14 protein-coding genes are annotated in these 21461 nt (G+C 43.8%); 1 reads left to right on the top strand and 13 read right to left on the bottom strand.

Translation table 11 applies throughout. The annotated features are described in order from the left end of the window. Positions 1–39 precede the first annotated feature (39 nt). From ACKTT9_RS30425 to ACKTT9_RS30485, 13 genes are all read right to left on the bottom strand, one after another. Entirely contained in the window at positions 40–1407 is a 1368-nt protein-coding gene (locus ACKTT9_RS30425; RefSeq protein WP_407868929.1) for an ABC transporter substrate-binding protein, read from the bottom strand. 203 nt (positions 1408–1610) lie between these two features. Next, positions 1611–3218, bottom strand: a complete 1608-nt coding sequence (locus tag ACKTT9_RS30430) for a response regulator (protein ID WP_407868930.1) — start codon at positions 3216–3218, stop codon at positions 1611–1613. A gap of 76 nt (positions 3219–3294) precedes the next feature. Then, entirely contained in the window at positions 3295–5088 is a 1794-nt protein-coding gene (locus ACKTT9_RS30435) for a sensor histidine kinase (protein ID WP_407868931.1), read from the bottom strand. Between the two features lie 210 nt (positions 5089–5298). Continuing rightward, positions 5299–5973 carry an ABC transporter ATP-binding protein gene (locus ACKTT9_RS30440; RefSeq protein WP_407868932.1) on the bottom strand — a complete coding sequence of 225 codons (675 nt, stop codon included), beginning with the start codon at positions 5971–5973 and terminating at the stop codon, positions 5299–5301. A gap of 100 nt (positions 5974–6073) precedes the next feature. Next, entirely contained in the window at positions 6074–7375 is a 1302-nt protein-coding gene (locus ACKTT9_RS30445; protein WP_407868933.1) for an ABC transporter substrate-binding protein, read from the bottom strand. Then, entirely contained in the window at positions 7368–8153 is a 786-nt protein-coding gene (locus tag ACKTT9_RS30450; protein ID WP_407868934.1) for a response regulator, read from the bottom strand. The genes ACKTT9_RS30445 and ACKTT9_RS30450 overlap by 8 nt, the downstream gene beginning before the upstream one ends. Next, positions 8146–9927, bottom strand: a complete 1782-nt coding sequence (locus tag ACKTT9_RS30455; RefSeq protein WP_407868935.1) for a sensor histidine kinase — start codon at positions 9925–9927, stop codon at positions 8146–8148. The genes ACKTT9_RS30450 and ACKTT9_RS30455 overlap by 8 nt, the downstream gene beginning before the upstream one ends. A 97-nt stretch (positions 9928–10024) precedes the next feature. Next, positions 10025–10846, bottom strand: a complete 822-nt coding sequence (locus ACKTT9_RS30460) for a carbohydrate ABC transporter permease (RefSeq protein ID WP_407868936.1) — start codon at positions 10844–10846, stop codon at positions 10025–10027. A 33-nt stretch (positions 10847–10879) separates the two neighbouring features. Beyond that, complete coding sequence (locus tag ACKTT9_RS30465) at positions 10880–11800, bottom strand: carbohydrate ABC transporter permease (protein WP_407868937.1); 921 nt, start codon at positions 11798–11800, stop codon at positions 10880–10882. Positions 11801–11860: 60 nt separating this feature from the next. Next, positions 11861–13177, bottom strand: a complete 1317-nt coding sequence (locus ACKTT9_RS30470) for an extracellular solute-binding protein (protein ID WP_407868938.1) — start codon at positions 13175–13177, stop codon at positions 11861–11863. A gap of 294 nt (positions 13178–13471) precedes the next feature. Next, positions 13472–14389, bottom strand: coding sequence for a family 43 glycosylhydrolase (locus ACKTT9_RS30475; RefSeq protein WP_315952097.1), 918 nt, complete (start codon positions 14387–14389; stop codon positions 13472–13474). A 269-nt stretch (positions 14390–14658) separates the two neighbouring features. Next, entirely contained in the window at positions 14659–15006 is a 348-nt protein-coding gene (locus ACKTT9_RS30480) for a VOC family protein (protein ID WP_407868939.1), read from the bottom strand. Between the two features lie 1304 nt (positions 15007–16310). Beyond that, positions 16311–16961 carry an HAD family hydrolase gene (locus ACKTT9_RS30485; protein ID WP_407868940.1) on the bottom strand — a complete coding sequence of 217 codons (651 nt, stop codon included), beginning with the start codon at positions 16959–16961 and terminating at the stop codon, positions 16311–16313. A 1098-nt stretch (positions 16962–18059) separates the two neighbouring features. Between ACKTT9_RS30485 and ACKTT9_RS30490 the strand changes: the two genes are divergently transcribed. After that, the gene (locus ACKTT9_RS30490; protein WP_407868941.1) at positions 18060–21224 is read left to right on the top strand and encodes an amidase family protein; all 3165 of its coding nucleotides are present in this window, start codon (positions 18060–18062) and stop codon (positions 21222–21224) included. Positions 21225–21461: the final 237 nt, after the last annotated feature.

The raw sequence follows: 21461 nt of genomic DNA on the forward strand, positions 1-21461 counted from the left end.
TGGATCTATCCCAAGGGGATTTAGCTATTCAATTATTTTTTATTTGGCAAACCACGTATTCTGGCTCCAGATCTTGTTCATCGCATCATTAAATTTATCCGCTGAGTACTCGCCCGTTAATAAATTCGCTCCTTGCGTAGATATTTCGGCAGACGTCTTCGCATCTAGCGAATTAAGAGCCCAGGATGGGATTTTATTAGGAATCGGATTGTACCAGTCAACGAACTTCTGCATAAGCGGGCTCCTATCCATTGCCTTGTTTCCTGTTTTCAAAGATATAGGAGCACCGGTAGATTCAAAGTATAACGCATCCGCCATGGCTAGAAATTCGGCAAGTTTGACGGCCTCTTCCGGATTCTTGGTTTTGCCGTTGACCGCATAACCGTTAACCGGAGAACCCCAGAACTGTACATTCTTTGTAGGGTTATACTTATCACTTGCGCTTGGAAATGGGAAGAAATCAACCGTTTCGTCTTTTGCGAGATTTGGCAACTCCCAAGTAAACTGCCATAACATAGCCGCCTTTTTGGATGTAAACATTTCCATCGCTGGACCGTAATCTATATTGGCTATTCCGTCTGGGAACACGCCTTCCTTGACCAGCTTTTCGATGCGAGCCGCTCCTTCCTTAACGGATGGATTGTTGAAGTCCGTTTTGTTGCTGACAAGGTCTGCCATCGCCTGCGGATCTCCGGTTTGAATCATTTGCTGCAGCATGAAGAGCTTCGGTCCCCACCCGTCCTTGCCAGGAGTTACAGCCGGTACCATGCCTTTGCTCTTGAGCGTCTTCGAGATTTGAATCAACTCATCAAACGTGGTTGGCACTTTAACCCCAGCTTTCTCGAACATATCTTTATGATAGAAGATGACAGGGGTGAAATAGGTGTCAGCTCCGGAAGACAAGCTGTAAATCCCGTTATCTACATGCTTTAACGCATCCGGCACCGCGTATTTGCCTAAGAAACCGTCTTTCGTAATATAAGGTGTCAAATCCAGAATGCTGCCTGTGCTCTTCAACGGCGTAAAGTAGCCCGCATCATTCCAGAATACGTCCGGCATATCCCCAGATGCATTTAACGTCTTCAACTTGTTGGCCATATCCTCGCCGCCGCCGCCGGGCTCAAACTCGACTTCAAGATTGGGAAGCGCTGTAGCAATATTCGGTTTAATGAATTTTTCCATAATTTTATTGCGATTTTCGTCCGTCGTAATCGTGATGACTTTCATCTTGATTTTTTTGCTGTCCGTCTTCGCCGTACTCTTGTTATCCTCCTTGCTTGTTGCCGAGGGCGACGGATTGTCGGACGGCTGGCTGGATTTTGTTGCATCCCCACTGCTGCATGCCGTTGTAACCAGAAGAGTACTTGCCATGAGGAACATAGCTGCTGCTTTTGACTTCGTTTTCATTGTTTACCTCCCCTATTTGTGAAAGCGGATATCAGATTGATTTCAGATTCTGAAAGCGGTATCAACCTTGAGTTAATTTTACGAATATTGCCAATTTTAGTACAGAGATTATTCTCGGACCAGTAGTAAAATTAACGGTAAAAAATAGACGTTATAGGCAAAGTTTTCACTTTCCCCCTAACGTCTGCATGGAAGCATATAGTCTAACTGATTTGATTCACATATTTGCTAGGTGTGATTCCCATTTGTTTTTTGAAGCATTTGCTGAAATAGTTGGCATCCGCATATCCCACTTGGTTCGCTACATTTTGGATAACCTTCTCTCCCTGATCAAAAAGTTCTTTTGCTTTAATTATCCGTATTTCGGTCAGGTAGTCATTGATCGTAAAGGTCGTTTCTTTTTTGAACACGAAGCAAAGATGATTGTAATTCATATGAACGCTCTTTGCGATATCTTCGATTCGCAGTTCTTCGTTGCCGTAATGCCTCGAAATATACGTTTTGACCTCCTCTATAACTTTTACGGCTCTATTGGTTTTGCGGCTATGCACATGATCCATGGCCTTTAGAATGAAAGCACGGATCCAGTCCTCCAACTCGTTGAAGGTTTTCATCCTCTGAACGTGTTGTATCAAATCGGGATGTGTCGTATTTCGGAAGACATCTTCCGAGCTTTGCGACGCTTCGGCCAAAAATTCCAGACATGTGGCTACGATTTCGATTCCAGCGAGAAGCAGCATTTCCATTGAAGCTTTTTGGAGGCGAGTATCATGAAAAAAACGCGAAAGCCATTCTTCCGTCTCGGAGCTGTTCCCGATTCGCATCGACATTAGCAAACCGCTTCTTTTTTCCACCGAAAACAATCCGACTTTCATCCCGGTTTCCGCAATCAAGGAATATGCGAACACCTTGTTGCCCCCCCATACAAACCGCTGCTTCAATGCGATTAACGCTTCCTTATACGATGCTGAAATCGACTCAAACGTTTCACAGCCATTCCCTAAACCAATCGTTACTGTACAGCCCAAGTCGTTCTCTACGTTCAATCGAATCCGTTCGCAAATTGATGCCAGCTTATTGAAGTTGCCGTCGGGTGATCCTATGATTAGAACCAGACGAGCCTCATGATCATGACAGTCGACACACTGAAAGGCGCTCTGCATATTATTTTGAGCGATTTCTTGTACCTTGGCTTTGCGTATCCGCATATCCTCCTCAAGATTCCTTTCATCACTTGAATCCACATCAACGACAATCGCCTTATAATGCAACCCTTCCAACTTTATTCCCAAATCGTTTAATCGATCCCGTTCGGAACCGGATCTAGAGATACCATTGCCCTGCAGCCAACCGTTCAGCACTTGCTCCTTCAGGACAGACAAGCCTTCACTTGCCTGCTTTCTTAAATCATCCAACTCAAGTTCGCCAAGACGCTCCGATCGTATCAGTTCTTTTATATCAAGTAAGGAGCTTTGGAGTTCTTCTTCGTTAATAGGTTTCAGCACGTAATTTATAACCCCTAATTGCACAGCCTGTCTGGCATACGAGAATTCGCTATGGCCTGACAACACCAGAAATTTTGATTTCCGGTCGCGCTCCTTGGCTTTGTGTATAAACTCCAATCCATCCATAATCGGCATATTCATATCCACCAACACGACATCAGGCTCTATCTCGGCCATCAGTTCCAGAGCTTCCGCCCCGTTTTTTGCTTCCCCCGCGATTTGAAAACCCAACTCACTCCACGGCAGCGAAATCTTCAAGGCTTGCCTGAAGTAATATTCATCATCGACAATAAGCACTCTATACATGGTCTTTCCCCCTATTCTATTCAATCCTTTATCTTGCGGATAATAGAAATGCCAGCCTCATGGATGCGAGCAGGAGCTAATGATGTCGAAGAGGCAATACGATTTTAATTTTAGTATAAACGCCGTATTCACTTTCAACTTGGAGTCCGTATCTTTCTCCATACAGCATTTGGATCCGATTGGATACGCTTCTAATTCCAAATCCCCCAGCTTCATCAAGAGCACTGGATCCCGCCATGATAGCCTTACTTTGATTATTGTGCATACCAGCCCCGTTATCGTAAATTTCAATTTCCACATTGTTGCCGCTTCGCTTTCCGGTAATGCGTATGATTCCTTTTTCCTTTTTGAGCTTCAATCCGTGATAGATGGCATTTTCCACAATTGGCTGCAAGGTCAACTTCGGAATCGAATACGTCAGAATTTCATTATCAATTTCCATCGTATACGACATATACTCCACATAACGCAGCTGCTGAATTTCCAAATAGCTTTCCGTTAAACGCATCTCTTCGCCAATCGATATGATATCGTTACCTTTGCTTAACGAAATCTTATAGAAATTCGCCATGTATTGGGCTGCCTGTATGGCTTGCTTCCCTAAGCCCAGCTTAATGAGCGAAATAATGGTTTCAACCGTGTTGTATAAAAAATGAGGCTTTACTTGCGATTGCAGCAATTTAAATTCGATCTCGGCCTTTGTCCTTTGTTTCTCGACGTTTTCGGCCATAAGCGCTTCAATACGATTCATTAAGTTATTGAAGCCCTCGCTTAAATATCCAATCTCATCTTTTGATTGGTAAGTACTTCTGACTTGCATCTTCCCCGTACGGATTTCTCGCATAGTCTTAGCAAGCTGGAAGATGGGTCGCGTAATTGATCCTGACAATAGAAAGGACACAATTAATGCTAATAGCAGGCATGCTGCGCCGATCCCGATCATTAATTGATTGATTTGTTTCCGATCTGAAGAAATATCATCCATAGGGATAACGCTTACAATTGTCCATTTCAACGGTTCGAAGCGCTGGGTGAATATCAACATTTCATTTCTTCCGCTGCCTTGGGTAAATGCTGTGTCTTTACCATTCTCGGGAATGGTTATGGAGACGGCTTCCTTGAAATCCCGGTATAACATAGCTTTATTCTGTGAGGAAATAATTCGGCCGGCAGAATCAACGATATAAAATTCCCCTCCCTTATTTTCCCCTTCGTAAATTGAAGCAATCGTCGCTTCTTTCACGTACAAAAAAACTCTGCCAACCATTTTACCGGTATCTTTATGAATGACCGCTTTGGAAACCGCAATTACGTTGTGCTCACCTTCATACAAGAATCCGAATTTGATCAAGCTTGTCCAAGTGGGTAAGTAGAAACGATCATCCGCTCCATAATCGTCACCGAATATACGGGAAGCATATGCGTTATCAGCAAACCCGACGTCCACCCAGTGACGATTCGAGGTGAGAATGCTTACCGCTTTAATTTTTGTGTTAGGCTCCACAATATTGCTGATCGTTTCTGAAAGGGTCTTTTTCATGGAAAGGTTATTTAATCCTTCAACCGGCTTACTTGCATTGAACTCACTATTTAATAATAAATCGTTATAAAGGACGTTCTGCAATCGATAATCGCTAGCCAAGATTTTGGAATAGTCTTCAATTGTAGCTACCAAAGTTTGAAGGTTGTTTTTGATGAGCACAAGCTCTCGGGATGAATTATTTATTTCTTTCTCGATAAGGGCTTTCTGTGAAATCGTGTTGGCAAAGTATGACTGAGTGGAAATAAATACGACAATAATTAATATATTCGCTATGAATATTTTGTTTTTAATGGAAATCCCGGCTATATACTTCGAGAAACCACTCATCACGCGATTACTTCCTTTCTTTTTAAGTGGATACATTTATTATGTAAAAATTTAGATCTGAAGTTCGTGGAGAGAGACATACATATAAGATATCTATGTGGGGGTTCTCTATTAAGAATAGCATAGGTTTAAAACGTGTCAATTTGAAATGTTTTGAGGCTATAATAACAAAACCAAAAACCGGAACCCTTTCAGGTCCCGGCCCTCATCCTATCCAACCTCACTCAACTTCCCATCCCGAAAATGCACTACCCGCTTCACCTGCTGAGCAATCGCCAGATCATGAGTAATCAAGATGATCGTCCTGCCTTGCTCATTCAATCTCTTAAATATATTTAAAATCTCTACACCCGTCTTCGAATCCAGCGCCCCCGTCGGTTCATCCGCCAAAATAATCGCCGGATCTCCCGAAAGTGTTCGCGCAATCGCAACGCGCTGCTGCTGACCGCCCGACAGCTCCGAAGGCAAATGCTTCCGGCGCTCCACCAAGTCCACCGCTTCCAATGCCTGCATGACAAGCGGCTCCCGCTCTTTCCTGCTCATGCCCCTGTAGATCAGCGGCAGCTCCACATTTTCATATACATTCAAACGTGGCAACAGATTAAAGTTCTGGAAGACGAAGCCGATCTTCCGATTCCTTATTTCAGCTAACTGCGCATCCTTGAGCCGATTAATGGCCTTCCCGTCCAGCACATAGTCCCCATCATCCGCAACATCCAAGCAGCCTAAAATGTTCATCAGCGTCGACTTCCCTGACCCCGACGGTCCCATGATCGCCACGAACTCGCCGTGATCGATATCTAACGAAACATCGTCCAACGCACGAATCGTTTCCCCGCCCATCACATAGCTCTTACTCACATGCTCAATCTGGATTAGGGTCATCCTCTTCGCTAATATGGCATTGATCTTGATTTCGTTAATGCTTACTTGTCCAAATAACAAATATTCATTTTCGACATAGTTGGGTTAATTGCAATACAGTTTACCGGATCTGTTTCAATAAATCCTCAATCTCCTCCTGAGACATTGTAGGCGCGCTAGCCATCTTTACTACAGCATTCAATAACAGCTGAGATCTGTGGGGATCGATTTCTTGGTCATAATAACCGAAAAAATCGACGGGATCTTTTTCAATAAAGGTTACAAAATCGTATACGAGTGGGTTCATATTATTTCTATCAAGAGGCATAACTTTTACTGTAGAGAGCAGCCCGCTCGCCTCAACAACCTTCTTCCTCTCTTCCATGCTAAACATCGAAGAAAGCACCTCAAAGGCCGCATCCAGATTGCTGTTTGCGGAAATGGCCCAGCCTGAGGAATAGCCTCCGTAATAGACTTGAGGATCTCCTTTGCCGTGAACCGTCGGAAAGCGGAAATAGCCGATGTCCGGATTACTGAGCATTTTTTCCGCAACCCAATCGCCTTGCAAATACATGGCCGCTTCACCTTTTAAAAGAATATCCTCGGCCTTCGGCCCGTCCAAGCCTAAAAAGCCAGGCACGAACATTTTTGCCGTAATCAGGCCACGGAATAACTGAGCCCCTTCTAAAAAGGCGGGATCGGTAAAGTCACCTGTTTTCTTAATTGCATGCTGAAAAGGAGTCGAGCCCCCCATACGGTTGGACAAATAAGCGAACCAATTAAGAAGTGGCCATCTCTCCTTGCCGGAGACGGTAAACGGCGGAATTCCGTTATTCAATAACTGCTGCGCAGCCGACATTAATTCATCCCATGTTTGCGGAGGCGTAATGCCATATTGAGCGAAGATTCGTTTGTTGTACCAGAACACGACATGACTGGTTGTGTGAGGCAGCCCATACAACCGGTCATAATAAGTAGCATATTGCAGCGCTTCCGGATAAAACTGCTTCATAAAAGCGGGCTTTTCCTGCATTTTCTCGGTTAAATCCGCTATAATCTGGGAATCAACCATATACTTAAACGACTCGCCTGTCCAATAATAAAACAAATCCGGCATTTTTCCAGAAATCATGGACAGTTTAAGCTTGGCTTTATAAGTTTCCACTTCATAAAAATAAGGCACGATCTGAACAGCCTTATGAGTCTGGTTAAAGGCTTGGATGCTTTGATTTAATAAAGCTTGTCGAAGGTCATTGGTCTCGACGTTCCAGAACGTAATTTTTACCGGGGCCGAAGAAACAGAAGGCGCTGCCGGTGGAGATTGGGAAACGTTAGGAGCATCCCTCCTACTGTATATAGTAAATAATAAAGTGACTAACAGCACGGCTGCAATCAACAGGTTTAGCTTATGCCTTCTATTCATGGCCGAACCCGCTCATATTCATCATTTTTTTATGTTCATTGCGGAACTCCTTGGGAGTCAAAAGCTCCGCCTCACGGAAAACCTTCACGAAATATTTAGAAGAGCTGAACCCCGTACGTTCGGCTACTTCGTATATTTTCATATCGGTTCCAAGCAGTAATTCCTTTGCTTTGTAGAGCCGCAACCGGGTCAAGTAATCACTAAACGTATAGCCGGTTTCCTCTTTAAACAACACCGAAACATAACTGGAGTTCAAATGAATATGCTCGGCAACATCCTTGATCCCAAGAGACGGATTCCACAACTCGGCGGAAATATAGACTAAAGACTTACGGATTGAATCGTTAAGCACCTGCGGTACAATGAAGGAAGAATCATGGTTGCCCCGTTTCCACAGCTTGTTCTCTTCAAAGGCTTCCTCGACGGCCGAAATTAAATTTTGGAATTCGACCGGCTTCAGAATATAGTTCACCGCGCCAAGAGTCAGCGCTTTTCTGGCATATTCAAACTCCGCATACCCCGTAAGCAGAATGGATTTTGTCTGCAAGCCTTCCTTCTTCAGTCTTTCGAGAAGCTGTATCCCGTTTAAACCGGGCATCCGGATATCCGTGATCAGTAAATCCACTGGATTTGTTTTTCGGTAGTGGAAGGCTTCCATCCCGTTTTCCGCCACTTGCAAATTGATTTTTCCTTCCGACCAAGTTTGTAGCGCTTTCATAATGCCGTTTCGGGTAGGCAGCTCGTCTTCGGCTATAAGAATACAAGGAAGTTCAGACATCGCGTTCAACTCCGTAAGGAAGATATAGATCCACAACAGTCCCTTGCTCCGGGCTGCTTTGAATGTAAACTCCATAATGATTGCGGTAATAAAGCTTAATACGCTGCTGTACGTTTAAGAGGCCAATGCCTGATTTGGAAGATGTATCCGGCCGGCCGGATGATTCCAATCGGTTTTTGAGTGCTTCAAGAGCATGCCGTTCCATTCCTACGCCATTATCTTTAACTTGTATACCTAGCAAGGTTTCCCCATCCTTTTCGACGGACCGTATCAAGACAAGAAGTGATGAATTTCCAATCTTCGGTTCAATCCCATGCTGTATCGCATTTTCTATTAACGGTTGAATCAACAGCTTGGGAACCTTTACTTCTTGGGTCAGCGGTTCGATATGAAACTGCCAGTTTAAGCGGTGGCCGAGGCGGTATTTCATAATTTCCATATAACGCTGGCAGTGCTCTATTTCGTCTGTTAAGCTCACCCAATCATCTTTGTCTGCAGCATGTATCGTATACCGGAACAGCTTGGATAAGGCAATAACCGTCTGGGCGCCTTCTTCCTCTTGTTTATCTATCAATGTCCAATATAACGATTCGAGCGTGTTGAACAAAAAATGCGGGTGAATTTGCGCCTGCAGCATTTTGATTTCCGCTTGGTTTTTGAGGCGTTCCTTTTCGTAAACCGTTTGCACCAGCTGATGCAATTCCCGGACAAGATTGTTATAAGAAATATTCAACTCATTCATTTCAAAATTAAAATAGACCTCTTCATTCAGATGCGGCAGCCCGAGGAACGGAATGCGCATTTTATTTCTGAGCCTGCGAATCGGCTTTGTAATAAAACTGGAAAGTATCCACAAAAGCAGAAGACAGAAAACAACGCCGACAATTAACGACCAAAGTAAAGCCTGCTTGAGTACAAGCAGCCCTTCTGTAATCGCTCTTACAGGGACAAGCATGAGAATGGACCAGTGGGTTTCCGTTGACTGCCGAATAATCTTAAGATAATCCGTCCCGTGTATATTAATGATGGAATGAGTTCCCTGCGGAGCCGGGCGAAGCAAGAAGGATGGATCTACCGATGTCAGCAGCGAGGGAGAGCTGGATGCGACAAGCTGTTGATGCTGGTCGTACAAATGCATCGTGCTTCCCTTGATTGAAGAGAACTCCGTGTTAAAAAAGTCAAGAAGTGAATCGCTGATTCGGAAGACAATGTATCCTCCTCCAGCCAAATAGTCATCCTCCAACCGGATTTGCCGCACAGCGAGAAGGTGACCATTCTCCTTTTGCTTTGTGTCCGCCCATACAAGCTGCCCTTCTTTCAAATTGGCGAAAATAGCAGCCTCCTGGCCGATGCGTTCCAATAAATTTTGGTTTTCCAACGGATAGAACGGCTCATCGCCCGCGTACAGCTCAATGCCTTGAATGAGATCGGAAAAGGTCATCAAATTGATCAAAATAGGCCGGACCGACAGCTTTTGGTCAACCGTTACGGCTTCTCCTTGTTTAACTTTGTACAATAACTGTTGGATCCGGGCATCCGTCATCAGCAGCAAGCTAAGCGTGTCAACTTGTGCAAGCACCGCATCCAAGCGGGCACTGGCCTGCTTGGTTGTTTCCCCTACGTAGGATTCGGCATTGCGGACCAACAACTCGGATATTGAACGGTAAACCAATCCGCCTGCAATGGACAGGACAACCATCATAACCAGCAGGAAGCCAAGTAAGATTTGCACTCTTGTCCGGTTCAATTGCAAGGCGCCTATAATCCTGTTCATGCTAAACACATCCTTTATTCCTAGCAAAAAGAACCATACCCCATAGTATACATCATAGGAATGGTTTGCAAACAACATATATTTACCTATCGGAAACTTATCCTTTTACAGCGCCGGCTGATAAACCTCTGACCACTTTTTCCTGGGAAAGAAAATAAGCGATTAGCAGCGGTAAGGTCCCCAGTGTCAATGTAGCCATGATTCCAGGAATGTTAACGGAAAACTCACCGTAAAACGCACGTAAACCGAGCGGCAGTGTCATTTTTTCAGGTGTTGTGATAAGCACCAAACCAAAAACAAATTCATTCCATATATGAATAAAATTATAGATCCCTATCGTTGCAAGCGCCGGAGCAAGCAGTGGCAGTATGATTTTCCAAAATAATGCCGGCTGCGAGGTTCCGTCCATAATAGCCGCTTCATCCAGCTCGCGCGGAATTTCCTGGATGAATTGTGTCAAAATAATGATGGAAACCGGAAGGCTAAATGAAATATACGGCCCCAATAGTGCCCACAACGAATCATACAATCCGATTTCCTTTGTAAGAAGATAAACCGGGATCAATGTGGTATGCACCGGAATCATCATGCCTGCAAGAAATACATAGTAGATAGGCCGGTTCAACTTGAATCTTATGCGGGACAAGGGAAAGCTGACCATAGCCGATAATAAAATAACGGCAAACACGCTAACGACCGAGATCAATATACTATTGATAAAATATTGATCGATTCCGAGCTTAAACACGAGCGCATAGTTTTCAAACACAAAGTTGCTCCAGAGAGAAGTTGGATTTTGAAAAAACAGCTCTTGTGTTTTCACAGAAGTTGCAATCATATATATAAATGGATAGCCTGTAAAAACCAGCAGAATGGCCGCGATCAAATAAAGCCCTGTATACTTTATTATGGAAGGCATAGTGATCACCCTTTCTTTATCTATGTCATATTCCTATTGGTTTGCCTTCGCGCGAGATCTATCCGCTGCCAAAATAATCAATGCAACCACAAATGCGATAACAAACATAGTAAATGAGATGGAGCTCGCGTATCCCATATTGAATTGGGAAAAGGCCTGCTTATACATATATGTGGCCATTAGCTCTGTACTGCTGGAGGGACCGCCCTCCGTCATGACGAAGATTAAATCAAAATATTTTAACGAGCCGATTACTGATAAAACCGAGGAAGTAATAATCGTTGGTTTAATTAACGGCAGTGTAATATGCCAAAACTTTTTAAAGCCGCTGCAGCCGTCAATGCCAGCCGACTCGTAGATGTCCGTCGGGATTCCGGAAATGGCCGCTCGGAACAAAATCATATAAAACGGAGTGTACTGCCAACAAATGGTAATAATAACTGCGATAAAAGCGGTTTTCGTATCTCCAAGCCAACCATTCTGCCACGAGCCGAGCCCTATAGCCTCCAACGTTTTATTAATAACGCCGAACATCGGATCGTAGATCAGCGACCACAAAATCCCTACTGCTACGGTTGACATCAGCAAAGGCAGGAAATACACAGTTCGGAACAACCGCATGCCCTTTAGCGGAGCAAACAAAATAAGCGCCATAACGAGTCCGAGCGGAATTTGTGTAACAACGGAAGCGATAACCAGCAGTAAATTATTAGAAACCGTCATCCAAAAAACGTTATCCGACAAAAGAGATACGTAATTTTGCAACGCTATGAACGTTTTTTCAGTCTGAATCCCGCTCCACTTAAACATGCTGTAGTAAAAAGTAGCAAAAATGGGATAAATCACATAAATCAAGTAAACGAGCAGCGCCGGACCGATAAACCATAATAAAAATAGGCTGTTTTGTATCTTATTTTGCCGGCGTATATTTCGTGGCGAGGCATTGCTATTCATGGGAAGCTCCTCTCCTTGGTGTAAGAGTAGAAGGGGAGGCATCCCTCCCCTTGAATGACTTTATTTCTTTAATACTTCTTTTGCTTTAGCTTCCATTTGTTTAGCTGCCTCGGCCGGCGTCATGGTCTGGCCAAAAATATTCTGCGTTGTATCTTTATGCAGCTCAGCTAATTCGGATGGCAACGTTTGATCATAGAACGTTTGCAAGGAAGTCGCGCTGCTCAACATGTCGTTTAATTGTTTGGCAAAGGCATCCGTGTAAGTAATACCTTTCTGTGCCGAGATTGTGCCAGCTTGGTCAGCTAATTTTTGTCCCAGCTCTTTGGATGTTAAAGCTTTAACCAGCTCAACGGATTCGTTAGGATATTTCGTTTTGGAAGATACGGAAAGTACAGGTGATACTCCTCCGACTACGTCTGTAATTTTCCCTTTGCCGCCGTTGATGGTCGGGAATGGGAACATGCCTAATTTTTTCTCAAAGTCAGGCGCTTCGGTACGGACATTGTTAATATACGAAGAGGTTTGTACTTCCATTGCAGCTTTACCCGTATACATCAACTGACGTGAATTTCCCGCATCGTATTGAATACCATTAAACCCTGGATTAAAGCCGCCGGCTTTGACCAACTCCTGGATCATACCTCCAGCTTTTACATAGGATTCATCATCAAATGTGCGTCCTTTTCTTTCAAAGGCTTCGTTGAAAATTTCCGAACCCCCAAGACGGTTTGCATAATACATGAATAACAAAGCAGCAGGCCATTTCGTTTTATTAGCAAGCGCAAAAGGAATGATATTCTCCTTTTTAAGCTTTTCTACAATCGTCATCAGCTCGTCGTAAGTTTGAGGCGGCTGCAAATTGTATTTAGCGAAAATTTCCTTGTTGTAATAAACAGGAACTAAGGACAAAGCTACCGGTGCACCGTATACTTTATTATCAAAGGTAGCGGAGCTGATCCCGGCAGGGATAAAGGTATCGGTGCTGATTTTACCGGTTAAATCCAATACTTGGTTAGCGCTTACAAATTGTTTCAGCCAACCGCCGCCCCAAGAATGGAAAATATCAGGAGGATTTCCGCCGCCCATAGCAACGGTTAACTTCGTTTTGTAAGGGTCATTAGGAATTTGAACCGCTTCCACTTCCACGTCGGGATGATCCTTCATAAACTGTTGAATCGTTGCCTCAATCAGTTCCTTCCGTTTCCCCGTTTCTATGTACCATAACGACAGTTTCTTTTTCTCTCCGGCCGCAGCAGGAGCAGGAGCAGGTTGGGTTGGTTTGGAGTCAGGTGCTGCCGGTGCCGCAGTTTTAGTGCCACTACAAGCTGAAATAACAAACAGCGCGCATACGCAAAGCATAGCAATCCATTTCTTCATTGGGGAACCCCTCTCGATATGTTTATATTGAATGTTTACGCTTTCATAATATCACCGGTCCCTGCGTATAAAAAAGGTACTTTGATAGGCAAAAATGCCAATTTGATTGGGTATGTAGGCTTTTAACAGAAATGAATAAAGGAGTGATTGCGGGAGAAAATGCCGGGGGAATGCTTCTGGAGAAGTCGTTTCATATAACGAAACAGCCGCCAAAATCACTGCTTCAGTGAGTCTGACGGCTTTTTTGTTATGACCATTCGATAAACCTAACAGGTATTCATTCATTTCAACAAATTAGAGTGGAGGGATAATTACCGGAATGTTACCATCAGCTTCCCATCCAATCTCGACATAGGACAAATACCAAGTTTCCCCGTTATCGTTGTTGCCTTGAAAAAACAAATAAGTGCGCTGATCTTCATCTTCAAATAGATATGGATGACCTGACTCACTAGAATTCCAGCTGCCCGGTTCTCCATTCGGCAAAAGAGGCTCTGAAAACAGCCTTTGAAAATGCACTCCGTCTTCGCTTACCGCACATCCTATTTGCTGCGGCCAATTATTATAGGCACCCGCATAAAACATAAATACTTTGCCATTCCGCTTACACGTCGCCGCCGCTTCGATACATTGCCCCTCCCAAGGAAGCTCGGGCTTAAGGATTGACTGGTCACAAGCTTGAGTCCATGCGCCTGCTCCAAAGTCAGAATCAAGTGGCGCTGTTGCCACACCCTGCATTTGAATTTCACCCTTGGGATCGCGCGTCGCAAAATAAAGGAACAGCTTATCCTGGTGAATAATAACATCGGCATCGATAGCTCTACCGTTATTCCACTCACCTGTTGGCGAAAACACGGGGTTCGACTTATTTCTCTCAAAATGCAGCCCGTCTTCCGAAACGGCGTGACAAATCGCATCTTTTGGGAAATTCCCGTAGGTTTGATAGAACAAATGAATGCTTCCGTTCAATACAATAGCCCCGGGAGCACATATTCCGTTGATTTCATAAGGATGCTGCGCTGTCATTTCACCAACGCGTTCCCATTGCTCCAGATCATCGCTTACAGCAATACCTATGCCCCAGCCGTCCGGTTGACGCCCGTCTTCATAGGAAGGAATGGAATAATACATCCAATACTTTCCTTTAAATTTTACAACAGCCGGATCTTTAGCGTATGGCTTTCCCCTGGAATGATCAGCATAGTACATCATTTTTCATTCTCCTTTTTCTGGATAAATTATACATTGGTACAGTATAGCATTTATCCGAAAATTCTATCAAATAGTTTTTCCCGCGTACCGCATCAAATAGAAGCCGCGTTGTAAAGCTGGCAAAAGCACTCCCGTGCACTGTGTCACGATATAGGACAAACCATTCCTGCTAACGTGTCCCTTTAGTTTTATAATTAGCCCTCTTATTGAACAAATGTTCTCCGTTGGGTAAATATCCAGCTCTTCCACTACGTTTTTAAACACAGTGCCTAATCCTTTAATTCAATCCTATTTCCTTCGGGGTCTATAATTACTCCAATCGTTCCCCAACTATGCTTCTTTACATCAACAGATACGCCACGCTGCATCAACTCTGATACGGCCTCTTCAAAGTTATTCACGTTAAAACGAATAACTGTAGGATTCTCTGCCCGTGTTTTTTCCTTTACCGAAGCTACCCCGTTATCCTCTAACATGAGATAACTACCTCCGAAGTCTAATACGGATAAGTGCTCTCCTTTTTTGCGAACATGTAAACCTAATTTTTCAGAATAAAATTTTAATGCCACATCATAATTTTCACAAAATATAATGATTCCGGTTTCATTGATATTCATCTAGATCCTCCATTTTTAACCAACTGTGATTCCAAAATAATAACATAATTGCCCAAATTCTTGTTGAGGGATTCTGCTCACGGTCAAAAGAAAAAAGAACAGCTGCCGGCCACGGCAAACTGCTCCCTTAACTTTCCACTATTGTTCCCTGTTAGTTTAACGCTCTACCCAATTCGGTATATGATGTGCAAAATATTCTCCAACCTTGGTTAGTTCTCTTAATATTGCCTTAGAGGGGAGAATCCCCAGGAATCATGATGATATCAGCGGGATCAATATTTGTTTAAAAAAACATAAATTCCGTAATACAATCAAATGGATATGACATTCAAAGTCATAATGAAAAAGCAGCCGATCAGTCTGGCGGACTGCACAAATGTTAGTATTCTGCTAACATTTATTCGTTAGCTTAATCGCATGCTGGACAAAAACATCATACTCTCGTCAACCGACCTGTTAATAAATAACCAAGGTAAAAGGGTTTATTCATATTATCCTTGTACGTATCATAAAAGCGAAAGTAGTTGATACGACTTTTTCCACTTGCATCAATATCCTTAAAATGTGTTACTCCTTTTGCCACACCCATGAGCCCATGTATATGATATGCCTTTATCCATATTCTGATATACATGGATATATTTCAATAGTCGTAAACTAACATGTCAATGACAATAAGATAATAAATTGTGGAGTATCTAGGTCCATCACAGTTGAGAAACTTTTGTTCCATTAAACTCCCGTTAGCATAATGGCAAATGCTTCAATCAAAAATAACTGGGACCATTAAAGAAAAAAATTAAATATTTCATTCCAAAGTATGCTGAAAATGAATTAATGTAAAAAGGGGTTCCAATCATTATCCATACACCAGAAAATATGATCCCTACCAGTATGGGTGTAAGAAATTTAGGTTTATCCACCAAATTACCCCCGTAATTCTTCGTTGTAATACTTTATACAATTCCATTACTTCGAAGTTGTCTTAAACTCCCGTTAGGTGAGCAAAAGGCTGCCGATCGTGCCGGCAGCCTCCCATTGCTGTGTATTGAACAAACGTTCACCGTTAGCGCAATGAACCTTCATTTTTTAAAAGGGAAATACAATCTGCTGTGTTTGAGAATACAGCATCAGGTTTTATATCAAATACTGTACTTTGATAAGTGGATAACCACTGAACTGCATAAGTCCGAACCCCTGCAGATTTCCCCGCAATAATATCTACATTACTATCACCTAGAAACACTGCTTTCTCTACTTAAAAAGGCGGTTAATGGAGTTATCGTCCTCGCTAGCTAAAGATGTTATCGCAACACTATTTGTTTTAGTTCAATTAAGCTATCTATAACGATATCAGCTTGAGACAACTCATTCTCTTGTGCAAAATCAAATTTACACCCTATTGCAATTAAATGATTGTCTTTAGCTGCATTTATATCCGAGAGACGGTCTCCAACTACCGCTCCGTTGGTAATCGCATACTTTTCAATAATAATCTTGACTAGATCAGATTTATTTAAAGATTCAATTTGTTGAATACTAAATGTTTCAGTCACCCAATTATCTAAATTATAAAAATTCACAATGGCAGTTAGATATGCGGTTAAGCCATTACTCGCTATGTAAATTGTACAATTATTCTCTTTTAAATAACTCATAATCTCCTTTACATAAGGATATAAATCACCTTTTCCGATATTAATATTTTCAATTAGCTTTTTCAGGAAATAAGCATCGGTTCTTTCTCTCACTTCAATTGAGTGATTCGGCATCAAAGCTTCCCATACTTTAGGCAAAGGTACACCCATAATTTCACGGTATTTATCTATAGGTGTCTCATTGTCCCATTCTTTTAGTGACCTTAAATGATTGAAGGTATCTTCGAGTGATATTTCTAAAATCTTATCGGTTTGAAAAAGAGTTCCATCCATATCAAAAATAATTGATTTAATCATTGAGTTCCCACTCCATTTCTTATCTGTAAGGCACAATTCATATTCTATATATTACTGATATGAACTGCAATAAGGCAGGATGTGAAACATTTTTCCTAGAAGTTCAAATCTCCTTCCTCGGTGAGAGTGTCTCCTTAGCACACTCCCTAGTTAGTGCCATTAATTTATTCGATTTATCCCCCAAGCTCCTTCAAGCGATATTAAAAATATCTCTTAGGAATAAATACATTAATAAATACACCTATTAACCAGCAAACTAGAATGGGGTTTCAGACTCCCCCAACTGCAGCCGAAGGGTATGGATATTATGCGCGTTTTCAGATCGACAATTTTGCTTTTGGGAACTTCCGAGACGACTTTGTCAATCTTCGTTGTAGAGCTAAGTCCAAGTTGTAGCCTGTCGGGAGCCTCGTGAATAAAGGCTTAGCTGGAATTACTCAACAGAAAAATAGCTGCAATAGCAAAGAGACCTAATAGCCCCCCCACTTCAGAATAATTTTCAATATGATCAATTACCTTTCTACTCGTGCGAGCCTCTTCCCCGTAGTGACACTATCTCCATCTGCTGTAATTTTCTCCGCCAATTGAAGGTTTCTACATTTAGAAGAGGCGGTGGTTGTCGCAACAAATTATATGCAAAATCATAAAAGAAGTCATTTACATAACGTTAACAATAGGACCTGTACGGCCCGTTTAATCGCCACCTCGGGTTAACTGACCTGCTGGTTCTATGCAAATAAATTGTTTCTCCATACAAGAAGAAATTAAATAGGCGTGTACTCAATGAGTGCACGCCACTTAGCTTCAAATGCTCCCCGTTAGAGTTGCCTGTAATTCCTTTGTTTGCACTTGCGATATACACCCGCCCATTTGGTAGATTTGCAACTAACTCTATTAGAGTCATTTATGTGTCATTAATATTTACACATAATCAATAAACCTTAAACTTTTCAGTGCCATTTTCGCTTGTTTTGTCATTAAATATTAAACTTTTTAAATATATGTTATTTTATGTAACATATTAAATTATATTACTTGACGTTATACTAACACGGTGATAGAGTTTCCACTATATTCTCTAAAGGGAGTTGAAAAATATTGTTTAAGATCAAGAACATTTTGAGGCTCAATAAAGGTCAGTCTGCTACAGACTTACCAGCCTCCCAAGCAGTAAAACGTACCTGGAGTAATAAAGCCACTTTTGCAGCAGCACTTGCTCTATCCATCTCCATCGCAGGATTGGTTCCGTTCAACAGTGCATATGCGTTAACTAAACTGACATCGAAAAGCGGCACGGAATGGGAATTCCATGATTCCTTTGCGCCTAACCTCGATACAGGCAGTATTCGCAGAGCGAGTGCTACACCTCTGCAGGGCTTCGGCGATATTTTCGTACAAGTGTCCACCACACCTGGACCTCGCATGAATGGCCAAATGATGCGAGGTTTTGGACTTACCTTTGACAACAATGACACTTTTGCCACTACCCAATCTGTTAATCTGGGCAATGTACTTATTACACGCGATATATACTTTGATAGCACAAACAATAGAACACGTTTCTTTGACACCTTTACCAATACGACCGCTTCGCCCGTCACGGTCAATGTATCTTTCGGTGGATCACTCGGCTACGGTACAGGCCCCTATTACGCCAATGTAAAAACGACCTCCAGCGGAGACGCTGCCATCGCTTCTAACGATTCATGGGTGTTGATAGCCAATGCGAGAGCAGCAGATCGTCCAATCGGTGTTGCTCTTGGTTCGCCTGCTCCATTTGGAGGCGCGTTGCAAGGCACCGGCAACCAGCAAAAGGATCCTTTCACTACTCCACTGGCCACTTCAGGCAATGATGCAAACTTCTATGGTTTTATCCATCGCCTGACGATTGAGCCTGGCCACACCAAGTCGCTTGCCAGATATGTACTAGCTGGAGATACAGGCGCAGCCGGACTCACACAAGCTGCCGATTCGCTGGATCAGTTGGCGAATAATCCTGATCTTACGCACTTGACTCCAGCACAGGTATGCACAATAAGCAACTGGGACTTGTCCAAACTGGCTGGTTATGATGCTGCTGCTTGCGCAGCTGTTACTCGCCTTGACATTCCGGCGGCTCCCGCCTTACCACCTACGGTGACAACCGCCACTTACGATGTGCTTAACAAAAACATTTCGCAAATGCAGGATGCTATGGAGAAAGGCATTACTACCTCCGAAGACATCACAAGAGCTTATCTTGATCGCATTACAGCGTATGATTTTGGACAGTTGGGCTTCCATTCCTTCCTTCACGTCTCTGAAACAGCTATCCAACAGGCCCAGGCAGCGGACCGAGCTCGCAAGGAGGGGAAGAGAGGCCAATTGCTTGGCATTCCGATTGCTATCAAGGATCTCTATGATACAAAGGATATGCCGACCACCGGCGGTACCAAAGCTCTTGAGGGTTGGCAGCCCCAAGCAGACGCATACCAGGTTCAGAAGCTTAGAGAAGCAGGGGCTGTCATTATCGGCAAAACTAATCTTTCAGAGTTTGCCAACAGTGGCAGCTTCAGCGAAAGCGGCTGGATGCAAACCTGGAATGCGCTCTATCCGTCCAAAACCTCGTTCGGTTCCAGCGGCGGCTCCGCAGTAGCCGTTGCGGCAAACTTTGCAGCAGCAGCCTTGGGTACACAAACTGGTGTTTCGCTGTACGCACCGTCTGTAGGCGCTAGTCTGACGGCTTTCCGCGGAACGGATGGCATGGCAAGCACGCGCGGTGTTATGCCGCTGACATGGGGACAGGATTATGCAGGACCCATTGCCCGCACCGTCACCGACCTGACTTATTTGCTTAATGCAACTACAGGAACCGATCCACTGGATTTGGTGTTGACAAAGGAGGCAGATGCAAAAAGGCCAAGCGACTGGACGGAAGCACTTGATCGCAATGCCCTGCAAGGCAAGCGAATCGGCTATATTCCATCCTCATTCGTTTCCTCGTACGCCGATGACGGCACAGGTGAAGCCGTTTTGCAACATTTATCCGATCTGGAGGCGGCAGGAGCTACTCTGGTCGAAATGAGCACGCCTCCTGGCGGTGGATCAAGCCCATCGGGAAATGCCGGCGCTGAGGGCTGGGCGCGCTACATCGAGCTACAGAAGGATTTCCCATTCGCTAGCGGCGACGAGCTGCTCGCCTCGCCTAAGGTGCTGCTGTACAATCAGCGCAACTTGCAAGTGCGTCCGCGAATGACAGAAAGCCAGGTACAGGCCTACCTTAATTACAGAAAGAACTACAAACAGATTATTGCAGGCTGGATGGATCAGTACGATGTAGACAGCGTCGTTTATGCAGGATTTATAAGCGATGTGTATAACAACGACAGTGCAGCTACTCAGCTGAGCTCGGACAGAGGTACCGGCGTACTGACATCTAATGTCGGACTGCCAACTGTTATCGTACCTGTAGGCACAAGTCCAAATGGTTATTCGATTTCTATGCAGCTTGTGGGCAAAGCGTGGGATGACGCCAACATTCTGGGCATGGGCTACGCATTGGAGCAGCAAACCAAGGCTTCACGTGTTACAAGCTTTGCTCCTGCGCTGACCTACCAGAATAACAACAACGAATCGACAGATTCAGGCAACGGACCGTCATCCACACCAACACCAACGCCAACGCCAACGCCAACAGTAACACCAACACCAACACCAACGCCAACACCAACGCCAACGCCAGACAATGTGAACGAACCGTCACCAGAAGTGATCTCGTTTACCGACACGAAAGGACACTGGGCCGAGGATAGCATTGACTTCCTCATTAAGAAGGGATTGCTGGCCGGTTACCCGGATAACAGTTTCCGTCCTAACCTCAGCATTACCCGCGCCGAGGCAGTGAAGGTGCTGTCGACTCAGCTTGGCCTAAAGCCGCAAACAAGCGACTTTACTGATGTACTTGCCGATCACTGGGCTGCTGGCTACATCGGAGCCGCAGAGAAGTCAGGCCTCATGAACGGATATGACGACGGCACATTCCGACCGGATGACACCCTTAACCGAGCTGAGATGGCCGCCTTGGTTGCAAGAGCATTCAAACTAAGCGGCAGTAGTGCTGTTTCATTCTCAGATGTCCAGTTGGACTCCTGGTCATACACATATATCAATACTTTGATAGCCAACAAAATCGTCACAGGATATGATGATGGTACATTCCGCCCTACTCAAGCGATAACCAGAGCCGAATTTGCCACAATGATAGCCAGAGTACTGCAACGCTAAATAAGAGAAACCGACGATCGGATGTAACCAGCAGCCGTTTTTATTTTACATCGTCAAGACCAACAAACTGGACATCAAAAGATTTTCACACTCAAGAAGGCTGAGAACTATTTATCAACCTATACAATATAATAATTGTTGGGTGACAATTAAGTTTTGAAGTGCAAGAAGCCAGCAAACATAAGGGTTTGCTGGCTTTTCATATATATAATCGATATGCAAATTAAGGAGTGAAAA

This window comes from Paenibacillus sp. P36 (genome assembly GCF_045866505.1).
Taxonomy (GTDB): Bacteria; Bacillota; Bacilli; order Paenibacillales; family NBRC-103111; genus Paenibacillus_E; species Paenibacillus_E chondroitinus.